This window comes from Micromonospora parva, assembly GCF_040649675.1.
GTDB classification, from domain to species: domain Bacteria; phylum Actinomycetota; class Actinomycetes; order Mycobacteriales; family Micromonosporaceae; genus Micromonospora; species Micromonospora parva.
Window position 1 is genome coordinate 271,339 of sequence record NZ_JBEZFX010000003.1, and the last position, 18,248, is coordinate 289,586.

24 protein-coding genes are annotated in these 18,248 nt (G+C 72.2%); 6 read left to right on the forward strand and 18 right to left on the reverse strand.

Going from position 1 to position 18,248, the window contains the following annotated elements; all coding sequences use genetic code 11:
* The first annotated feature begins 1 nt into the window (after position 1).
* Positions 2-970 carry a helix-turn-helix transcriptional regulator gene (locus AB0C03_RS09745; RefSeq protein ID WP_357635830.1) on the forward strand — a complete coding sequence of 323 codons (969 nt, stop codon included), beginning with the start codon at positions 2-4 and terminating at the stop codon, positions 968-970.
* Here the strand turns inward: AB0C03_RS09745 and AB0C03_RS09750 are convergent.
* The 6 genes from AB0C03_RS09750 to AB0C03_RS09775 form a co-directional block, all read right to left on the reverse strand.
* Complete coding sequence (locus tag AB0C03_RS09750) at positions 961-1,875, reverse strand: SDR family oxidoreductase (RefSeq protein WP_210858940.1); 915 nt, start codon at positions 1,873-1,875, stop codon at positions 961-963. The two genes, AB0C03_RS09745 and AB0C03_RS09750, sit on opposite strands and share 10 nt — an antisense overlap.
* Before the next feature lie 56 nt (positions 1,876-1,931).
* The gene (locus tag AB0C03_RS09755) at positions 1,932-2,669 is read right to left on the reverse strand and encodes an alanyl-tRNA editing protein (protein ID WP_030327752.1); all 738 of its coding nucleotides are present in this window, start codon (positions 2,667-2,669) and stop codon (positions 1,932-1,934) included.
* Between the two features lie 11 nt (positions 2,670-2,680).
* Positions 2,681-3,565, reverse strand: coding sequence for an alpha/beta fold hydrolase (locus AB0C03_RS09760; RefSeq protein ID WP_357635833.1), 885 nt, complete (start codon positions 3,563-3,565; stop codon positions 2,681-2,683).
* A complete protein-coding gene (locus AB0C03_RS09765; protein ID WP_030327754.1) occupies positions 3,562-3,876 on the reverse strand; it encodes a DUF2516 family protein in 315 nt (104 codons plus the stop codon). The genes AB0C03_RS09760 and AB0C03_RS09765 overlap by 4 nt, the downstream gene beginning before the upstream one ends.
* A 71-nt stretch (positions 3,877-3,947) precedes the next feature.
* Positions 3,948-4,604 (reverse strand): hypothetical protein, encoded by a 657-nt coding sequence (locus AB0C03_RS09770; protein ID WP_357635836.1) that lies wholly within the window; start codon positions 4,602-4,604, stop codon positions 3,948-3,950.
* Positions 4,601-5,209, reverse strand: a complete 609-nt coding sequence (locus AB0C03_RS09775) for a helix-turn-helix domain-containing protein (protein WP_030327756.1) — start codon at positions 5,207-5,209, stop codon at positions 4,601-4,603. The genes AB0C03_RS09770 and AB0C03_RS09775 overlap by 4 nt, the downstream gene beginning before the upstream one ends.
* 112 nt (positions 5,210-5,321) lie before the next feature.
* Here AB0C03_RS09775 and AB0C03_RS09780 point away from each other — a divergent pair, with 112 nt between their 5' ends.
* Positions 5,322-6,119, forward strand: coding sequence for an alpha/beta fold hydrolase (locus AB0C03_RS09780; protein WP_030327757.1), 798 nt, complete (start codon positions 5,322-5,324; stop codon positions 6,117-6,119).
* A 185-nt stretch (positions 6,120-6,304) separates the two neighbouring features.
* Here the strand turns inward: AB0C03_RS09780 and AB0C03_RS09785 are convergent, their stop codons facing one another.
* The 4 genes from AB0C03_RS09785 to AB0C03_RS09800 form a co-directional block, all read right to left on the reverse strand.
* On the reverse strand, positions 6,305-7,264 hold the full coding sequence (locus AB0C03_RS09785; RefSeq protein ID WP_357635839.1) for an asparaginase: 960 nt from the start codon (positions 7,262-7,264) through the stop codon (positions 6,305-6,307).
* 94 nt (positions 7,265-7,358) lie between these two features.
* Entirely contained in the window at positions 7,359-8,186 is an 828-nt protein-coding gene (locus tag AB0C03_RS09790) for a beta-keto acid cleavage family enzyme (RefSeq protein ID WP_210859728.1), read from the reverse strand.
* Positions 8,187-8,209: 23 nt separating this feature from the next.
* On the reverse strand, positions 8,210-9,322 hold the full coding sequence (gene ygfZ / locus AB0C03_RS09795; protein ID WP_357635843.1) for a CAF17-like 4Fe-4S cluster assembly/insertion protein YgfZ: 1,113 nt from the start codon (positions 9,320-9,322) through the stop codon (positions 8,210-8,212).
* Positions 9,319-9,747, reverse strand: a complete 429-nt coding sequence (locus AB0C03_RS09800) for a Fur family transcriptional regulator (protein ID WP_030327761.1) — start codon at positions 9,745-9,747, stop codon at positions 9,319-9,321. The genes ygfZ and AB0C03_RS09800 overlap by 4 nt, the downstream gene beginning before the upstream one ends.
* A 68-nt stretch (positions 9,748-9,815) precedes the next feature.
* Between AB0C03_RS09800 and AB0C03_RS09805 the strand changes: the two genes are divergently transcribed.
* Positions 9,816-10,697: an aminotransferase class IV gene (locus tag AB0C03_RS09805; RefSeq protein ID WP_357635846.1), complete on the forward strand. Its 882-nt coding sequence runs from the start codon at positions 9,816-9,818 to the stop codon at positions 10,695-10,697.
* A gap of 3 nt (positions 10,698-10,700) precedes the next feature.
* On the opposite strand, the gene AB0C03_RS09810 is transcribed toward AB0C03_RS09805, so the two are convergent.
* Together AB0C03_RS09810 and mtfM are read right to left on the reverse strand one after the other, a co-directional pair.
* On the reverse strand, positions 10,701-11,291 hold the full coding sequence (locus tag AB0C03_RS09810) for a heme-binding beta-barrel domain-containing protein (RefSeq protein ID WP_030327763.1): 591 nt from the start codon (positions 11,289-11,291) through the stop codon (positions 10,701-10,703).
* Between the two features lie 5 nt (positions 11,292-11,296).
* Complete coding sequence (gene mtfM, locus AB0C03_RS09815) at positions 11,297-11,401, reverse strand: small membrane protein MtfM (RefSeq protein WP_030327764.1); 105 nt, start codon at positions 11,399-11,401, stop codon at positions 11,297-11,299.
* Positions 11,402-11,413: 12 nt separating this feature from the next.
* On the opposite strand from mtfM, the gene AB0C03_RS09820 reads away from it, so the two are divergent.
* The 3 genes from AB0C03_RS09820 (at position 11,414) to AB0C03_RS09830 (ending at position 14,299) form a co-directional block, all read left to right on the forward strand.
* Positions 11,414-11,788 (forward strand): DsrE family protein, encoded by a 375-nt coding sequence (locus AB0C03_RS09820; protein WP_030327765.1) that lies wholly within the window; start codon positions 11,414-11,416, stop codon positions 11,786-11,788.
* 79 nt (positions 11,789-11,867) lie between these two features.
* Positions 11,868-12,248: an SCP2 sterol-binding domain-containing protein gene (locus AB0C03_RS09825; RefSeq protein WP_030327766.1), complete on the forward strand. Its 381-nt coding sequence runs from the start codon at positions 11,868-11,870 to the stop codon at positions 12,246-12,248.
* Entirely contained in the window at positions 12,245-14,299 is a 2,055-nt protein-coding gene (locus AB0C03_RS09830) for an amylo-alpha-1,6-glucosidase (protein ID WP_030327767.1), read from the forward strand. Before AB0C03_RS09825 ends, AB0C03_RS09830 begins: the two co-directional genes overlap by 4 nt.
* An 18-nt stretch (positions 14,300-14,317) precedes the next feature.
* Here AB0C03_RS09830 and AB0C03_RS09835 read toward each other — a convergent pair whose 3' ends face one another.
* From AB0C03_RS09835 to AB0C03_RS09860, 6 genes are all read right to left on the reverse strand, one after another.
* The gene (locus AB0C03_RS09835) at positions 14,318-15,181 is read right to left on the reverse strand and encodes a hypothetical protein (RefSeq protein WP_357635851.1); all 864 of its coding nucleotides are present in this window, start codon (positions 15,179-15,181) and stop codon (positions 14,318-14,320) included.
* A 71-nt stretch (positions 15,182-15,252) separates the two neighbouring features.
* Entirely contained in the window at positions 15,253-15,693 is a 441-nt protein-coding gene (locus tag AB0C03_RS09840) for a winged helix-turn-helix domain-containing protein (protein WP_387220342.1), read from the reverse strand.
* A 193-nt stretch (positions 15,694-15,886) separates the two neighbouring features.
* Positions 15,887-16,207 carry a DUF1416 domain-containing protein gene (locus tag AB0C03_RS09845; RefSeq protein ID WP_030327770.1) on the reverse strand — a complete coding sequence of 107 codons (321 nt, stop codon included), beginning with the start codon at positions 16,205-16,207 and terminating at the stop codon, positions 15,887-15,889.
* 2 nt (positions 16,208-16,209) lie between these two features.
* Positions 16,210-17,058 (reverse strand): sulfurtransferase, encoded by an 849-nt coding sequence (locus AB0C03_RS09850; protein ID WP_030327771.1) that lies wholly within the window; start codon positions 17,056-17,058, stop codon positions 16,210-16,212.
* 206 nt (positions 17,059-17,264) lie between these two features.
* On the reverse strand, positions 17,265-17,342 hold the full coding sequence (locus AB0C03_RS09855) for an Ms5788A family Cys-rich leader peptide (protein ID WP_310503780.1): 78 nt from the start codon (positions 17,340-17,342) through the stop codon (positions 17,265-17,267).
* Between the two features lie 105 nt (positions 17,343-17,447).
* Positions 17,448-18,236, reverse strand: coding sequence for an LmeA family phospholipid-binding protein (locus AB0C03_RS09860; protein ID WP_210862595.1), 789 nt, complete (start codon positions 18,234-18,236; stop codon positions 17,448-17,450).
* Positions 18,237-18,248 lie beyond the last annotated feature (12 nt).

Sequence of the window (18,248 nt, forward strand, 5' to 3'; positions counted from 1 at the left end):
GGTGCGCGCGTCCCGACTGATCTCGTTGTTGTTGCTGCTGCAGGCGCGCGGGTCGATGACCGCGAGCGAGCTGGCCCGGGAGTTGGAGGTCTCCGAGCGGACCGTCTACCGGGACGTGCTGGCGCTCTCCGCCGCCGGCGTGCCGGTCTACGCCGACCGGGGGCGGGCCGGCGGTTACCGTCTGCTCGGTGGGTACCGCACCCGGTTGACCGGGCTGACCAGGGACGAGGCGGAGGCGCTGTTCCTCGCCGGGCTGCCCGGGCCGGCGGGCGAGATGGGACTCGCCGACGCGGTGGCGTCCGCCGAGCTGAAGGTGCTCGCCGCGCTGCCACCCGCGCTGCGCGACGCGCCGGCCCGCGCCGGGCAGCGGTTCCACCTGGACGTGCCGGGCTGGTTCCGGGAGACCGCGGCACCGCAGTGGTTGCCCGAGCTGGCCCGGGCGGTCTGGGCGGACCGGGTGGTGGAGCTGCGCTACCGACGCGGCGACCGGGAGGTGACCCGCCGCGTGGAGCCGTACGGCCTGGTGCTCAAGAGCGGGGTCTGGTATCTGGTCGGCCGGGTCGGCGAGAACGTGCGCACCTACCGGGTGGACCGGGTCACCGGGGTCGAGGTGGGCGACGAGCACTTCGGCCGCGACGAGGGCTTCGACCTGGCCGGGCACTGGCGCGAGCAGGCCGGGTCGTTCCTGCGGACCATGCTGCGGGCCGAGGTCGTCGTCCGGCTGAGCCCCGCCGGCCTGCGCCAGCTCCGGCAGCTGGTCGATGCCCCCTTCGTGTACGACGAACTGGTCGCCACCGCCAGCGAACCCGACGGGCAGGGGTGGGTGGTGGCCCGGTTGCCCGTCGAGTCGGTCCCGGTGGCGTACCACCAACTGCTGGGGCTCGGCCCCGAGGTGGAGGTCCTCGACCCACCCGAGCTGCGGCAGTTGTTCGCGCAGAGCGCCGACCGGCTCGCCGCGCTCTACCGGTAGCCGGTCACGTCCGCCGGTTTGCCCGCGTCGACCACCTCGGTGATGTAGCGGAAACCCTCGGGTTGGCTGCCGTCGAGGTCGGTGAACCCGTACACCTTGGACAGGCTGCCGGCGTCGACGGACCTGCCGCTCCAGCGGGCCTTGTCGTCGTCGGCGGCGAGCGCGGCCACCGCCCGGCCGACAAAGGCAGGGGTCTCCGAGATGAGGAAATTCGGGTCGGTGGCGGCGCCGTCACGCCAGTTCTCCTCGGTCACGCCGAAGTGCTCCAGCATCGCCTCGGAGCGGATCCAGCCGGGGGTGAGCGCGACGGCGGTGCAGCCGTACGGTTTCAGCTCGTGCGCCTGGCTGAAGGCGAGCCGGTTGACCGAGACCTTGGCCAGGTCGTAGAAGACCGACAGCCGGTAGTTCTCGTCGTTGTACGCCTTGGTCCCGTCGCCCATCTCCACCACCAGCCCGCCGGGCTTGCGGATCAGCAGCGGGAGGGCGAAGTGGCTGGTGATGATGTGCGTGTCGACGGCCAGTCGCAGGGTGCGGAAGCCGGCGTCGAGCGGCTGCTCCCAGACCGGCTTGTCCCAGGTGACCAGGGGGTCACCGCCCCAGATGTCGTTCACCAGCACGTCGAGTTGGCCGTGGTCGGCGTCGATCCGGGCGACCAGGTCGCGGACCTGCTCGGGCACCAGGTGATCGACCTGAACGGCGATGCCGGTGCCGCCGGCCGCGCTGACCAGCTCGGCTGTCTCCTCGATGGTCTCCGGTCGGCCCATCTCGGAGCGGCCGGCCCGGGTGCTGCGACCGGTGGCGTAGACAGTGGCACCGGCCGCGCCGAGCTGAACGGCGATCTGCCGCCCGGCACCCCGGGTGGCACCGGCGACGAGCGCGATCTTTCCGGTTAGCGGTTGCGTCATGCCTGCGACGGTGTCAGGAATACCTGACAGCCGACGTCCGAATTCGGTTACCCGGTCTAATCAACGAGCCGGACGCGGACCCGACGGTTGGCGCGGCCCTTGCTCTCCACCTTGACCACCTGCACCTTGCCGATCTGGGCGGTGGAGGCGACATGGGTGCCGCCGTCGGCCTGCACGTCCAGCCCGACGATGTCGACGATGCGGACCTCCTGCTCGTCCGGCGGGATGAGGTTGGACTGGGTGCGGATGATGTCCGGCAGGGCCAGCGCCTCGGTGCGCGGCAGCACCCGCGTGGCGACCGAGCGGTCGGCGGCCACCTCGGCGTTGACCAGCTCCTCGATGCGGGCCTTGAAGTCCGGGGGCACCTCGGGCAGGTTGAAGTCCATCCGGGCCTCGCCCGGCTCCATGTTCCCGCCGGTGACCAGCGCGCCGAAGTCGCGGAACACCACACCGCAGAGCACGTGCAGCCCGGAGTGGGTGCGCATGAGACGGGTGCGGCGCTCGTCCTCCACAGCGCCCACGACAGCGGTGCCGACCGGCGGCAACGGGTCACCCTCGGCGGGGATCAGGTACGGGTCGTCGCCCTTGCGGGTGCCGACGATCCGGGTCTGCACGCCCTGCCAGAGCAGCACGCCGTGGTCGGGTGGTTGACCCCCGCCGCCCGGGTAGAACGCGGAACGGTCCAGCACGATGCCCTGCTCCGCATCGGCGTGCAGCACCGTGCAGGTCCATTCGCGCAGTGTCGGGTCGGCAAGATCCAGCCGGTGCGTACGGCCATGCTGTGTGACGCCCATGACAGGGCAGGTTACTCGTTCAGGAAGCCGGAGATGCGCTCGCGCAGGTCGGCGCGCTCCGACCAGAGCACCCCGGGCCGGTCGTACACGTGCAGGGTGGCCTGGGGCAGCGCGGCGGCGAGCCGCTCGGCGACCTCGACCGGGTGCAGGTCGTCGCCCGCACAACCGATCACCAGCGCCGGCGCGGTGACCGCCAGGTCACTGATCCGGCGCAGCGGCGTCTGATCGGTGAGCGTGGCCAGACCGTCGGCCAGACCGTCACGGAGCAGTTGGTCGAGCCGTTGCCGCAGGTACGCCCAGCCGGCCGGGGTGTTGCGCACCGCCGGGGGCAACTCCAGCGTGACGATGTCGGCGACCGCCGAGGCGTCCCCGCTCTCCACCGCCTCCAGCAGGTCGGTGATGCGTTCCCGGGCGGCCGGCCCGCGTGGCTCGTCGAGGACCGCCGGCAGGAAGAAGACCAGCCTGTCGAAACGCTCCGGGCTCTCCGCGAGGAGCCGGCAGAGGGCACCCGCACCGAGGCTCGCGCCGAACGCCCGGCTGGCCCGCCCGAGGTCGGCGATCGCCCGCAGATCCCGGGCCAGGTCCAGGTAGTCCCACGGACCGTCCGGGGAATCGGAACGGCCGTGACCGCGGAACTGGAAGAACACCTTGCGGCCGTTCACCCCGCTGCCGAACGGGCGGGTGGTGGCGATGCCGTTGCCCAGACCGTGTGCGAACACGGTGACCGGGTCACCGGTGCCGGTGACCAGCCGCTCCAGCCGTACGCCGTGCGGGGTGGTGACCAGCTCGGTCTCCGGCTCCGGCAGCGCCGGCCGGCCGGTACGCGGCCCACCCGGCCCCGGCCCCCAGGTGCGGGGACCGCTGTCGGGTGGGGGCGGCCAGCGAAAACCTCTCACCAGAACCCTTTGCCGTCGCTCAGGTCGCGCAGACCGACCCGGACGTCGAGCAGGTAGATGAGCGCGGCGGCGATGCCGATCAGTCCGAAGAGGCTGATCGGACCGAAGCCGAGCAGGGTGAGCACGAGGCAGACCGCCAGGATGGCGATCCAGCCGCCCTTGGGCAGCGTGCCGATAGCGGGGAACGCGTCGGAGCGCTGCGTGACGGCGTGCACCAGCGCGACACCCTGGATGATCAGCGCGAAGACGAGCAGAATCAGCTCGATCACGTAGCGGACTTCGAACGCGAAGATCGGCGCGGCGTTGGCCATGTCGGCAAGTTTATGTCCACGACCCCGGCTACGTCCGACAAGGACGCCGCCGGGGTCGTCGACCCGATGAGCTACTCGGCCGCCGGGCGGGTCCGCTTGGTGGCCCGGGGCAGCTTCGCCGACGGGGTCTCGGCCTGCTTGACGGCCTTCGGGGCGCGGGCGACCTTCTTGACCGCGGCCGGCTTGGCCTCGGCGATCTCGGCCACGTCGGCCGGGGTCGGCGTGTCGACGGGGGCCGCGGCCGGGGCGGTGGTGGTGGCGGCGGTGGCGGTGGCGGTCGCGGCGGTGGCGGTCGGCGTCACGGCCTCGGTGGCCTCGATGTCGGCGTTGACAGTCTCGGCTGCCTCCAGCACGCCGGCGCCGACGACCCGCTCGCCCCGGGCGACCAGCGCGCCGTACGCGGCGAACGCCCGCTCCTGGGCGACCTGGGCGCTCGCGACCACCAGGGCGGCGTTGCGGGTCGCGGCGGCGCGCAGCTTGTCGATGTCGGCCACCTCGCGCAGCTTGGCCAGGTCGGCGCTCTCGTTGGCGGTACGCAGCGTCTCGGTGGCCTTCTGCTTCAGCTCGAACCCGGTCAGCACAGCCCGACCACCCAGGTCGGCGACGACCCGGGTGCTGAGCACGCCGACCACGGCCGGCAGCTTGCGCAGCTGCTCGATGGCCAGCTCGCCGGCACCGGCTGCGGCGTAGATCGGGGCGGGGATGCGGTTGGTCTTCGGCTCGCTCATGACGTCTCCTCTTCGGCCGCCTCGGCGGCCTTCTTCTTCTGGGGGATGCTGGTGCTGCCCGGGGCGGGGGCGGTGCCCGCCTCGGTGACGGCGACCGACTCGAGCACGGCCTCGGTCGGGGTGCCGCCCACGGTGGTGGGGCCGGTGGCGGCCACATTGGCCAGATCGGCGGCCTGACTGGCGGGCTGGTCGGCGGCCTGGTCGGCCTGGGCCGCCCCGGCTCCGGCCTGGACCGCGTCGGCTTCGGCCTGGGCCTCGGCCAGCCGGGTGTTCTCCCGGCGGAACGTCTCGTAGATCTGACTGAGCGACTGCTTCTGCGCCATCGTCAGGTCTGCGTCCACGGCGATGGCGGCGAGCACCCCGTGGCCCTCCTTGTCGTCCAGCAGACCGGCGCGCAGGTACATCGCCGGCGTGGAGACCCGCAGCGCGCTCGCCAGTTGCTGGAGCACCTCGGCGCTGGGCTTGCGCAGGCCGCGCTCGATCTGGCTGAGGTACGGGTTGCTGACCCCGGCCTGCTCGGCGAGCTGCCGTAGCGAGATCTTGGCGTTGCGCCGCAGATCGCGGATGAACCCGCCGACGTCGGGAAGGTCCTTGGGTGTGGCCATGACCGCGACGCTAATCGCTGGCGCTAGCTCCTGCAAGCAAAATGCTAACCATAGTTAGCAAGGTCTCAACATCCCGTTTGCGCGCCGCTCCGTCGATCCGTACGGTCCGACCGTGCACAAGATCACAGTCAATGGAGCAAGCATCGCGTACGACGAGGCCGGCACCGGTTCACCCGTCGTCCTGCTGCACGCCGGCATCGCCGACCGGCGGATGTGGCGGGGGCAGGTGTCCGCGCTCGCCACCCGACACCGGGTGATCGTCCCTGACCTGCGCGGCTACGGCGACTCGGAGCTCCCCCCGGCCCCGTTCACGCACCACGACGACGTGGCCGGGCTGCTGGACGCGCTCGACCTGCCCCGGGCGGCCCTGGTCGGCTGCTCGTTCGGCGGAGCGGTCGCCATCGACACCGCGCTGGCCCACCCCGACCGGGTGAGCGCGCTCGCGCTGTTCGACACGGCGGTCTCCGGCAACGAGTGGTCCGACGAGGCGAACGACCTGTGGGACAACCTGGTCGGCGAGGTCGACCCCGACGACTTCGTCGCGGGCGCGGCCGGTGAGGTGCGCTTCTGGGTGGTCGGCCCGGGACGGCAGCCGGAGGACGTCGACAGCGAGCTGGTCGCGTTCGCGCAGGAGATGGACCAGCGGGCCCTCGCCGCCGAGCTGGCGCTCGGCGCGGTCGAGGTGGGCGAGCTGACCCCGCCGGCGATCGGCCGTCTCGGCGAGCTGGCGATCCCCGTCCTGGTCACCGCCGGCGCCGCGGACGTACCGGACATCAGCCGACTCGCCGACCGGATCGCCGCCGAGGTCCCCGGCGCGGTGCGCCTACCCGACGTGCCGAACGCCGCGCACCTGCTGCCGCTGGAGCGTCCGGAGCCGGTCAACGCCGCACTGCTCGACTTCCTGAGCTGATCAACCCCGCACGCAGGCCGGGCCGCACGCACACCGGGCCGTTCGGAGCCCGACCCGCGAATGAGCGTGATGCCACAGCGGCATCGTGATGCCGCTGTGGCATCACGATGTTCGGGCCACCGCCAGCCGGCACGGTCACCGACGGTGAGCCACGCCGGCCGTCCCCACCGATGCCGGAGTGCCGCTCACCAGAGCGGGCGGACCGCTCCGACCGGCACCCCGCCGCCGAAGAGCGGCACCTCTTCGTACTCGGCCAGCACCGGGGCGTCCACGCCGAGTCGGCGCAGCGCGGAGACCAGCACCGGCATCCGCGCCCGGTCGGCGCCGTCGTCGATCTTCAACGCGACGGCGCCGACACCCGGCACCGCCACGGCGATCACACCCTCCGCGCCGACCTTGGCCAGCAGTCCCGGAACACCACGCATCAGCCGGGTGTCGTCGGCCTGGGTGCCACCCACGATCTCCGGGTACGCCCGCATCGCGTCGGCCACGGCGCGCGGCACCGAGCCCGGCTCGGCGTCGACCAGCCGCAGGTACGCCCCGGCCAGGCCGGTCAGCGACACCGCGAGCACCGGAGCGCCGCAGCCGTCGACCCCCACCGCCGCCGCCTGCTCGCCGGTGAACTCCTCGATGGCGGCCCGCAACCGCTGCTGCAGCGGGTGCTCCGGCCGCCAGTAGCCGTCCCGCGGCCAACCGGCCGCCTCACAGGCCAGCAGCATCCCGCTGTGCTTGCCGGAGCAGTTCATCTGCACCCGACTCGGGCCGCCACCGGCGCGCAGCACCGCCTCCCGGGCCGCGGCGCCCACCGGCAGGTCGGGCGGGCAGTGCAGCGCCGACTCGTCCAGCCCCGCGCGCTCCAGCAGCGCACCGACCCGCGCCAGGTGGAATTCCTCGCCCGCGTGACTCGCCGAGACCAGCGCCACGTCGGCCGGGTCGCTCAACGCCAGGCCGGCCCGGAGCATCCCGATCGCCTGCATCGGCTTGCTGGCCGAACGGGGAAAGATCGGCGAGACCACGTCCCCGGCGGACGCCACCGCGACACCGGCGGCGTCCAGCACCACCACCGAGCCGCGGTGCGCACCCTCCACGAACCCGGACCGGACCACCTCGGCGAGCGGCGCGCCGCCCTCGTACGTCTTCGTCACGCGGTGGACGGTACCGACGGTTCGGGGGTGCCCGGCACCGGGGTGACCAGGACATCCACCGCCCGGGTGACAGGGGCGCGGGACAGACCCGGCCTTACAGCCCGAGCAGCTCGCGGGCCTCGGTGGTGGTCAGCGGCGGACGCTGGGCGAGCTGGGCGAAACCCACCGCGCGGGCGACCAGCTGCATGTTGGACTCCACCGGGCGACCCTTCGCGTACGTCACGGTGTCCTCCATACCGACCCGCAGGTGCCCGCCCGCCGACAGCGAGGCCAGCAGGACCGCAAGTGTGCTCCGGCCGACACCGGTGGCCGAGAAGGTGGTGCCCTCGGGCAGGTCCCGCAGCATCCGGTGGGCCGCGACCAGGGTTTCCGTGGTGCCCGGCATGCCACCCGGCACACCCATCACGAAGTCGACGTGCACGTGCCCGCCGGCCGGCAGCCCGTACTTGCCGAGCAACCGCTGCAACGCCGACAGGTGGCCGAGGTCGAAGATCTCGTACTCCGGCACGATCCCGCGTTCCTGCATCCGGGTGTGCAGGTCGACGATGAACTCCCAGCGGTTGAGGAAGACGTCGTCGCCGAAGTTGACAGTGCCCATGGTGCAGGAGGCCATGTCCGGACGGGCGTCGAGGACGGCGAGCCGGGCGGCCTCCGGGTCGGTCACCGCACCGCCGGTGGAGAGCTGCACGATCAGGTCGGTGCCCTCCCGCAGCGCCGCCACCGTGTCGGCCAGCCGCACCGGGTCCAGCGTCGGCCGGGCCTCGTCGTCGCGGATGTGGACGTGGATCACGGCGGCGCCGAGCGCCTCGCACTCCTTGGCGGTGAGCAGCAACTCGTCGAGGGTCACCGGCAGCGCCGGCACCTCCGCCTTGGCCGACTCAGCGCCGGTCGGGGCCACCGTGATCAACGTCCCTGTTGTCATGCCGGCGATCCTAGACGGCCCGGTCAGGACGGGTCGATCGCCGCCGCCGTCTCGCCGATCAGCAACGCGGCGTCGTCCGGCACGTTGCGCTTCAGCACCGCGAGGGCGACCTGACCCAGCTCGTGGTGCAGCACGGCGGTGCCGACGAAGCCGACGGCCCGGCCGTCGAGGGTCACCGGCGTACCGGCCACCGGCGGCTGATCGGTGGTCACCCCGTCCAGATGTAGCAGTACGAGGCGACGCGGCGGCCGACCCAAATTGTGCACCCGCGCCACCGTCTCCTGCCCCCGGTAACAACCCTTGTCCAGGTGCACCGCCGGGGCGATCAGGTCGACCTCGGCCGGGATGGTCCGATGGTCGGTGTCCACCCCGACCCGCGGCTGCCGGGCGGCCACCCGGATCGCCTCGTACGCCCAGAGCCCCGCGACCGGCACGCCGGCGCCGCGCAACTCCGCCACCACCTGGTCCATCGCCGACCGGGGCACCAGCAGGTCCACCCCGAGCGGGCCACGTCGGGCCCAGCCGCCGATCGGCAGCGGTTTCACGTCGTACCGAGCGCCGGCCCGCTGTGGCACCGCACCGTGCGGGAACTTCGGACCCGGCACCGCGACCACGTCCGGCGCGGCCAGCCCGGCCACGCCCAACGTGCCAAGCGCCTCCATAGCCGCCGGCCCGACCAGCGACAACAGCGCCCGCTCGGCCGTCGCGTCGCGTGGTTCGACCTTGCTGAAGAACCGCATCTTCTCCAGGTAGGTCAGCAGGCCCTCGGTGGCGCCGGGCTCGGTGTCCAGCCAGGTGGTCTCGCCGTCCTCGGCGACCATGGCGTGCTGCTCGACGTGGCCGTGCGGCGACAGCACCAGCAACTCGGTGCCCTCACCGGCGGAGAGGGCGCTCAGGTGCTGCGAGGTGATCGTGTGCAGCCAGCCGGCCCGGTCCTCCCCGGGCACCGCGATGGCCCCTCGATGCGACCGGTCGACCAGACCGACAGCGGTGTCGAGGGTGCGCTGCTCACGCAGCGGGTCACCGTAGTGCGCGGCCACTCCCCGCACGCCGGCCGCGACGTGCGCCGGATCCGGCTGGTCGCGGCTGGCCTCGTCGATGCTCTCGACGGCCACCGCGCCCGCGATGTCGATCATTTGTCGTCCCCGTTCTCGCAGCGTACGCAGACGCCGAAGAGTGACACGTGCCCGATGTCCACCCGGAACCCCCGTTGCGCGGCCAACTGGTCGGCGAGGGGGCGCAGCAGCTCCGGATCGATCTCGTCGATCGCGCCACACTCCCGGCAGACCAGATGGACGTGTTGGTGCTCACCGGCCGCGTGATAGGTCGGCGAGCCGTGCGACAGGTGCGTGTGGGTGACCAGGCCGAGCCGTTCCAGCAGCTCAAGCGTGCGGTAGATGGTGGTGATGTTGACGCCGGCGGCGACCTCCCGCACCGCGGTGTGCACCTGCTCCGGGGTGGCGTGGCCCAGATCGAGCACCGCCTGGAGGACGAGCTGCCGCTGGGCCGTCAGCCGCAGTCCACGGGACCGCAGCATTTCCGCGAGGGAGGATTCGGACACCGTCCGATCATAGTTCGGCAATCGCGGCCGCTCCTGCCTGCGACGGCCCGCCGCTACGCTCGACGGTCATGGTGACGCCACCCGTCGGCACGGCCCCGACCGCAGCGAGTGCCCGGATCGCTGTTCTCGGCCGGGGTCTCGTCCCGGCCGACGAACCCGTCCTGCGCGCCGACGACCTGGGTGTCCTGCACGGCGACGGCCTCTTCGAGTCAATGCACCTGCGCCAGGGCCGGCCGTGGCTGCGCGACGAGCACCTGGCCCGGCTGGCCACGGCGGCAGCCGCCGTCGACCTTGAGCTGCCCCCCGTCGACGCGCTCATCGACCTGCTCGACACCGTGCGCGCGGGCTGGCCGGCGACGGTGGAGGGCGCGCTACGGCTGGTCTGCACCCGAGGCTCGGAAGCCGGCGGCCCGCCGACCGTCTACGCCACAGTGAACCCGGTGCCGGCGTCCTCCCAGGCGGCTCGACGCAACGGGATCACCGTGGCGATCCTGCCGCTGGGGGTGCCCGCCGGCGCGCGCACCGGGCTCGACTGGCTACCGGCCGGAATCAAATCCACCTCGTACGCGGTCAACAGCGCCGCCCGCCGCTGGGCCCGCCGGGCCGGCGTGGACGACGTGCTCTGGGTCTCGTCCGACGGGTACGCGCTGGAGGGACCCATCGCCAACGTGGTGTGGCTCACCGGCGACACGCTCTGCACCGTGCCCGCCGCCACCACCGGCATCCTGCCCGGCACCACCGCCGCCTGGCTGCTCGCCCACGCCGACGAGCTGGGCCTGGACGGTTCCGAACGGATGGTCACGCCGGCCGAGCTGCACGCCGCCGACGGGGTCTGGTTCAGCTCATCGGTGCGCGGGCTCGCCGAGGTGCGGATGCTGGACGGGGTGCGCCGGGAGCCCTGCCCGCGCACCCCCGCCCTGCACGCCCTGCTCGGTTTCCCCGTCGACTGAGCGTCAGCCGCCGACCCGGACCAGCCGGGCGGAGAGGTGCGGGCTGAGCCCGTGGCCCATGGCGGCCATCTCCTGGGCGTAGAGCAACGCACCCTCGACGATGCCGAAGAGCCGGTGGCCGCCGGTGACCTCCTTGGCGGTCGGAGTCCGGATCACCGCGTCGGTGGCGAACTCGACCTGCGTGCCGGTGCGCTTTCCCAGGTGCAGCTCCATCACCCCGGTCGGGGTGGTCAGCAGCGCCTCCAGCTCGTCGGTCGCCCGCCCGTCCACCAGCACCGGACGCCACCAGCCGACCTCGCGACCGGCCGGACGGACCGGCCTGCTCTGCTCGTCGAGGATCCAGGCACGGGACTCGTAGTGCAGGAACGGCCGGCCGTCGTGGCTGATCCGGATCTCCTGCGCGTAGTCGAAATCCTCGATGGTGGGGAAGCCGCCCTTGCCCCGGCCACGCCACAGCCCGATGTACGGCAGCAGGGCGTCGAGCGCGGGGTGCAGCTTCGGCCCGACCCGCAGGTCGTGGCTCTCCTCGAACGGGTACTCCTCGACCGGCGGCGCGTTCAGCCACGGCGGCTGCAGCGGATTCTCGTCGCTCACCAGCGTCACCAGCGTCCTCTCGAAATGCGTACGGCAAGGTAAACCAGGCCACCGGCGAGCCCGCCCAGGCCAGCGACCAGCAGGCTGACAAACCCGATCTCGGTAACCATCCCGGCCATCCTATGCTGGGCCACATGGCCCGCACTCTCGTCGTCAAGGCCACCGCGGGGGCTGACGCCCCGGAGCGGTGCGCACAGGCATTCACCGTCGCCGCGACGGCGGTCGCGGCCGGGGTGGACGTCTCACTCTGGTTGACCGGTGAGTCCACCTGGTTCGCAGTGCCCGGCCGCGCCCAGCAGTTCGACCTGCCGCACTCCGCACCGCTGGCCGAGTTGTTGCACGTCATCCTGACCAGCGGTCGGGTGACCGCCTGCACGCAGTGCGCGGCCCGACGGGAGATCGGCCCGGACGACGTACTCCCCGGGGTCCGGATCGCCGGTGCCGCGGTCTTCGTCGAGGAAGCGCTGGCCGAGGGCGCGCAGGCGCTCGTCTACTGACCGCACGGCGGCGGTGGGTCGATCCGAGCGGAGTGCCGATACCGACCCGACATCTCGGACAGCTGCCTACGATTCGGATGTGACCGAGGCGGCGGAGAGGTTCTTCGAAGCGCTGCCGTCGCGTGCCCCGGAGATCCTGGGCGGCCTGGCCGACGGCACCCTCCAGATCGACCTCGGCGACAACCACCGCACCGAACACTGGCTGGTCCGGATGCGGCCCGGGTCCGTGCGGGTCAGCCGCGAGCGTGGCCCGGCCGACGCGATCTGGTACAGCAGCGCCGCCCTCTTCGACCGGCTGATCTCCGGGGAGGCCCAGGGGATCGCGGCGGTGCTGCGCAACGAGAGCACGTTCAGCGGAAACGTGGTGCTCTTCCTCGCCTTCCGGCGGTTCTTTCCGGACCCGCCCGGCACCCGCGACCCCCGCGAAACGGCCCGCCGAGCAGCCGGGCGACAACGGTGAGAGACCTCGTCAGCATCCTGGACGGCAACACCTTCCTGGTCAGCGACCGACGTGGCGACATCGAGCCGTCCTACGACTTCCCCACCGGGCTGTTCTCCTTCGACACCCGCTTCCTGTCCACCTGGGTGCTCACCCTGGACGGCGAACGGCTGCACGCCCTCTCCGTCGACGACTCCGAGTCGTACCGCACCACGTTCTTCCTCGCCCCCGGCGAACCCACCCACTACCTGGACGCGAAGGCGTCGGTGATCCGCAGCCGGGCGATAGTGGGCAGCTTCGAGGAGGAGCTGACCGTGCTGAACCACCTCGGCGCGGAGGTCGAGTGCACCCTCCGCATCGAGGTCGGGGCCGACTTCGCCGACCTGTTCGAGATCAAGAACGCTCGGCAGAAGCGGGGTCGGACCACCATCACTGTCGGCGAGAACGAGCTGCGGCTGGCCTACCGACGGGAGGAGTTCCACCGGGAGATGGTGCTCCGGACCACCGCGCCGGCCCGGATCGACGAGACCGGGATGACCTTCCGGATCCGGATCGCCCGCAACGGCAGGTGGAGCACCCGGCTGCACGTGTCCAGCGTCGTCTTCGGGGCCCGCAGCCAGGACATCAGAGCCACCCTCCCGTACGGCGGCAGCCGCAGCGCGGACGCCATCCGGGCCGAACAGCAGGAGCTGATCGACCGGGCGCCGAAGCTCGGCTGCGACTGCGAGCCGCTGGCCGGGGCGTACCGGCGCAGCCTCAACGACCTGGCCGCGCTGCGCTACGAGTCGATCGCCCTGGGCGTGCGGCTGATCGCCGCCGGGCTGCCCTGGTTCATGACCCTGTTCGGCCGGGACAGCATCATCACCTCGTTGCAGGTGTTGCCGTTCCTGCCGGAGCTGGTCCCGCCGACCATCCTGATGCTGGCCGGGCTCCAGGGTCACCGGGTGGACGACTTCCGGGACGAGGAACCCGGCAAGATCCTGCACGAGCTGCGGTACGGCGAGACCGCCGGCTTCGAGGAGCAGCCCCACTCGCCGTACTACGGGTCGGCCGACTCGACACCGCTGTTCATCATCCTGCTCGACGAGTACGAGCTGTGGACCGGGGACTCCGCCCTCGTTCGCAAGCTGGAGTCGCAGGTCCGCGCGGCGTTGAAGTGGATCGACACCTACGGTGACCTGCTCGGCACGGGCTACCTCTGGTACCAGACCCGCAACCCGGAGACCGGCCTGCAGAACCAGTGCTGGAAGGACTCCTGGGACGCCATCTCGTACGCCGACGGCCAACTGCCCGGCTTCCCCCGGGCCACCTGTGAGCTGCAGGGCTACGCGTACGACGCGAAGATCCGGGCCGCCCGGCTGGCCCGGAAGTTCTGGAACGACCCGGAGTTCGCCGACACGTTGGAGCGGGAGGCGGCCGACCTGAAACAGCGGTTCGACCGCGACTTCTGGATCCCTGAGCGGGAGCACTACGCGCTCGCGCTGGACGCCGACGGCCGGCAGGTGGACGCGCTGACCTCGAACATCGGGCACCTGCTGTGGAGCGGCATCGTGGACGAGTCACGTGCCGGCAAGGTGGTCGAGCACCTGCTCGGGCCGCGCCTGTTCTCCGGCTGGGGGGTGCGGACGCTCGCCGCCGACGAGGGGCGGTACAACCCGATCGGCTACCACGTGGGCACGGTCTGGCCGTTCGACAACTCGATCATCGCCTGGGGGTTGTGGCGGTACGGCTTCCGGGACGAGGCCGGGCTGATCTGCGAGACGATGCTGGCCGCGTCCCGGTACTTCGGGGGGCGGCTGCCGGAGGCGTTCGCCGGCTACGCCCGCGACCTCACCAACTATCCGGTGGAGTACCCGACCGCGTGCAGCCCGCAGGCCTGGTCCACGGGCACCCCGCTGCTGCTGCTGCGGGTGATGCTGGGGTTGGAGCCGCAGGGCGAACACCTGATCATCGACCCGGCCGTGCCATCGGGGATGGGCCGCGTCGAGCTGTTGGACATTCCCGGTCGGTGGGGCACTGTCGACGCGTTGGGCCGCAGCCGCGACCCGGAGGAACGGCCGGGCGGGGGCTGACCCGGCCCGGCTGCCGGCTCAGCCCGGGCAGCCGACGGTGGCGGCCAGCCGGGTGGCGTCCGGGCCGATCTCGGCAAGCACCGTGACGGCACCGGTGCGGTACGCGTACACCGGGGGTTGGTCCACCAGTGGGGCGTTGCCGGCCAGCGGGGCGAGTGCGGCCGTCGAGGCCGCCGGACCGGGACCGTTGGCGGACCGCGCGGTACGGGCGAACCCGCCGCCCGGGCAGGGCGCGGTGACCAGCTCCGGCGCGGTGTCGCCCGGCCGGTCGAGTGCCAGCAGCGCGGCGCTCAGCGCGGCGGTCTCCGGGCCGGCGGCGGTGGCCGGGGCCGGAGAGTAGCCGGTGCCGACCGGCCGGCAACCGGTGTCGACGACCAGTCGCACCCGGCCGTCACCTGTCGGCCGCCCCTCGACGGCCACGAACTCTCCGGCGTCGGCGCGCAGCTCGGGGCCGTCCACTCCGGTCCAGACCCCGGCCCGCCAGCTGGCCGGCAGCCGTTCGGCGATGCCGGACAGCACGGCCCGCTCGTCGCCGGTGGCCGCGAGCACACCGACCTCACGTCGCAGCCTCGCCCCGTCGGCGAACGGGGTGACCCGGCAGCCGGACGCGATCCGCGCCGGGCCCAGCTCCAGCAGACCCGCGGCACCGGCCGCGAGGGCCAGCTCGCCGACCGCCCCGTCGACCACCGGGCCGGCCTGGTCGAGGGACCGCTGTTCGCGCACCGTTGGCGGGTCGTCCCGCACCGACACCCAGGTGAGCCCGGCCAGCAACACCGCCCAGGCCACGGTCACGACCAGCAGCCACCGCCGCCGCGACCCGGCTGGTGCCGGCGCGGCGGGGCCGGCCGAGGAGGCCCAACCCGTCTGGACAGCACCGCTCACCCGGTCATGGTGTCACGGGCCCGCCGCCGGGCCGGCGGCGGAGCCGGTCGGCACTGCCGGACGACGGCGGGTCAGTGGTCGTTGCGCCGCGGCGGCCGGTCGAGCCGGTAGCCGACCCCTCGTACGGTGTGCACCTGCGGTCCGCCCGGCAGGCCCCGCAACCGGCGACGAAGCCGTTTGATCGTGGACCGCAGCGCGGTGGTGTCAGCGCCACCCAGCGCGGCGGCACAGAGCTGTTCGTAGCTCCACACCACCAGCGGCGGGCCGATGAGCAGGGCGAGCAGCTCGCGTTCGGCCGGGGTCAGCGGGACCGGGTCGCCGCGCCAGGTGACCCGGTGTCCGGCCCGGTCGACGACGAGCCCACCCCATTCGACCAGGCCGCGCGCCTTGGCGCGCGGATCGACCGGCACCAGGCCCGTCGGTGACGACAGCAGCTCACGCAGCTCGGCCAGGTCGGCGCAGCTGCGCACCGGGGCGAGCCCGTCGAGTTGGCTCAGCACCCGCTGCCGCATCGACCTGTCGGTGCCCACGAAGAGGACGATGGGGACCCCTTCGTCGGACACGCCACTTTCATCCCTGAATTCCACCAGAAGATAGTGACGCATGCCGATGGATTTCGGCACCCGCCCCGGCGCGTCGACGGGATACGACCGGGGCCGGCCACCCCCGGGAGGGTGACCGGCCCCGATCGATCAGAGCAGTGGGTCAGGCGACGGTGACGGCAACCTCGTTGACACCCCGGCCGGCGGTGACCGCGGTGTCGCCGTTGCCGTGCCGGGACAACGCCCGCAGCGTCCACGAGCCCGGCGCGGCGAAGAACCGGAACTGCCCAGCGGCCGAGGTGACCACCTCGGCGGTGAACTCACCAGTCGAGTCGAGCAACCGGACGTACGCCCCCGGCACCGGCTCGGCCTCGGCGGAGCGGACGACACCGGTGATGACGGTTTCCTTCTCCAGGTCCAGGCTGGCCGGCAGCGGCGCGGCCTGGTCCGGTGCGGCGCAGCCCGCAGCGGTGGGAAGAGTCATGATCAGGCCTCCCCGGGTTCGTCGCCGAGCGCCACCGGCACACCGACCAGCGAGCCGTACTCGGTCCAGGAGCCGTCGTAGTTCTTGACGTTGCGGTGACCCAGCAGCTCCTGGAGCACGAACCAGGTGTGCGACGAGCGCTCACCGATCCGGCAGTACGCGATGGTCTCCTTGCCGTCGTCGAGCCCCGCGTCGCCGTAGATCTTGCGCAGCTCGTCGTCGGACCGGAAGGTGCCGTCCTCGTTGGCCGCCTTGGACCACGGCACGCTGATCGCGGTGGGGATGTGGCCGGCCCGCTGCGCCTGCTCCTGCGGCAGGTGGGCGGGGGCGAGCAGGCGACCGGCGAACTCGTCGGGGCTGCGCACGTCGACCAGGTTCTTGGTGCCGATTGCGGCGACGACCTCGTCCCGGAAGGCCCGGATGGAGGTGTCCGGCTCCTGCGCGACGTACTGCGTCGCCGGGCGGGACACCTGGTCGGTCACGAGCGGGCGGGCGTCCAGCTCCCACTTCTTGCGACCGCCGTCGAGCAGCTTCACGTCGCGGTGGCCGTAGAGCTTGAAGTACCAGTACGCGTACGCGGCGAACCAGTTGTTGTTGCCGCCGTAGAGGACCACGACGTCGTCGTTGCTGATGCCCCGCTCGGAGAGCAGCGCCTCGAACTGCGTCTTGTTGACGAAGTCCCGGCGGACCTGGTCCTGAAGGTCGGTCTTCCAGTCAATCTTGATGGCGCCGGCGATGTGGCCGGTGTCGTAGGCCGAGGTGTCCTCGTCGACCTCGACGAAGACGACGCCCGGGGCGTCGAGGTTCTTCTCGGCCCACTCGGCCGAAACGAGTGCGGTGTCGCGACTCATCGAATCACTCCCTGGTGAGGATGGATGGTGAGCCAACGCGCGCGAATCGGTTGACGTATCTGTCGCACCACGCGCGGGACCCAGCTGAAGGACGGGATCACGGGTTCGTGCGACGGCGCCGCTGCCGGGCGTTCGGTGGGATAACCGGAGGGTGCGAGAACCCTGTGCCGGTGGCCGCCGTCAGGCGGCCGGAGACAGCCCCGCCGTCAGATGACGGGGCGACACAGGCAGGTGGCCACGCGGCACAGGTCGACCGCGCGCCGTTTGGTGAGGTGGGTCCCCATGGCCAGGGAGCCTACCAGCCAGTGACCGAGCTGCCACTCAGCCGACCACCATCCGGGAATCGACGGGCCTGCCAAGGATTTCGGCGTCCCACCGCGCCTCCGGCGTCAGCCGACCGAGTTGATCGGCACGTTCTTCGCGTCGGCGGTGACCGCCAGCCCTTCCGGCAGTGGACGGACCTCCCGGACGGCGAGTTGGAACGGCAGTTCCGGAAGCGGCACGTCGATGGAGATGCTCTTGGCGTAGTTGCTCAGGAACGCACGGGCCAGCGGCAGGTTCGGCAGACCCGCGGCGTCCAGGTCGTTGAAGCGCAGCGCGACCGCGCCGTTGTCGGCGACGGTGACGTCGGCGGTGCCGCTGATGGTGAGCCGCTGACCGAGGATGTCGGCCGGGGCCGTGACGGTGAGCTTGCCGTTCTGCTCGCCGAGGGTGAGCCCTGGGCGGTTCAGCAACGCGGCCAGACTCTCGTAGCTGATCGTGCCGGCGCCGTTGACGGTGTCCGCCACGATGTCGCCCTGGCCGGTGCGCAGGGTGTCCAGCGAGGCGCGCACGTCACGGGCGGTCACGTCCAGCACCGGCAGCCGGACGGCGTCGCCCTCGACCGAGGCCTGCACGTCCCGCAGGTTGATGGTGATCCGCTGGTAACGGCCATCGAGCACCTGGGTGAGGAACGGGACTCCGCCCACCTCCACCTCAGGGGCGGCGGACTGGGCGCCCTGCTTGGCGATCTCCTGCCGCACCCGGTCGGCGATGGTCCGCTCGGCAACCCCGACCGCCACCCGGTCGGCGACCACCAGCAACCCCGCCAGCAGCAGGAGCAGAACGAACAGCCCGATGAGCAGCTTGCGGCCACGCCGTCGGGGTCGCGCCTCGTCCACCGGATAGTCCCGCGCCACGCCGCCTCCTGT

Bases quoted from the DNA above. Each gene is read 5' to 3' on its own strand.
- AB0C03_RS09750 (WP_210858940.1), bottom strand. From the start codon at position 1,875: ATGACGCAACCGCTAACCGGAAAGATCGCGCTCGTCGCCGGTGCCACC.
- AB0C03_RS09755 (WP_030327752.1), bottom strand. From the start codon at position 2,669: ATGGGCGTCACACAGCATGGCCGTACGCACCGGCTGGATCTTGCCGAC.
- AB0C03_RS09765 (WP_030327754.1), bottom strand. From the start codon at position 3,876: ATGGCCAACGCCGCGCCGATCTTCGCGTTCGAAGTCCGCTACGTGATC.
- AB0C03_RS09770 (WP_357635836.1), bottom strand. From the start codon at position 4,604: ATGAGCGAGCCGAAGACCAACCGCATCCCCGCCCCGATCTACGCCGCA.
- AB0C03_RS09775 (WP_030327756.1), bottom strand. From the start codon at position 5,209: ATGGCCACACCCAAGGACCTTCCCGACGTCGGCGGGTTCATCCGCGAT.
- AB0C03_RS09790 (WP_210859728.1), bottom strand. From the start codon at position 8,186: ATGACAACAGGGACGTTGATCACGGTGGCCCCGACCGGCGCTGAGTCG.
- ygfZ (WP_357635843.1), bottom strand. From the start codon at position 9,322: ATGATCGACATCGCGGGCGCGGTGGCCGTCGAGAGCATCGACGAGGCC.
- AB0C03_RS09805 (WP_357635846.1), top strand. From the start codon at position 9,816: ATGGTGACGCCACCCGTCGGCACGGCCCCGACCGCAGCGAGTGCCCGG.
- mtfM (WP_030327764.1), bottom strand. From the start codon at position 11,401: ATGGTTACCGAGATCGGGTTTGTCAGCCTGCTGGTCGCTGGCCTGGGC.
- AB0C03_RS09820 (WP_030327765.1), top strand. From the start codon at position 11,414: ATGCTGGGCCACATGGCCCGCACTCTCGTCGTCAAGGCCACCGCGGGG.
- AB0C03_RS09840 (WP_387220342.1), bottom strand. From the start codon at position 15,693: ATGCGGCAGCGGGTGCTGAGCCAACTCGACGGGCTCGCCCCGGTGCGC.
- AB0C03_RS09845 (WP_030327770.1), bottom strand. From the start codon at position 16,207: ATGACTCTTCCCACCGCTGCGGGCTGCGCCGCACCGGACCAGGCCGCG.
- AB0C03_RS09850 (WP_030327771.1), bottom strand. From the start codon at position 17,058: ATGAGTCGCGACACCGCACTCGTTTCGGCCGAGTGGGCCGAGAAGAAC.
- AB0C03_RS09855 (WP_310503780.1), bottom strand. From the start codon at position 17,342: ATGGGGACCCACCTCACCAAACGGCGCGCGGTCGACCTGTGCCGCGTG.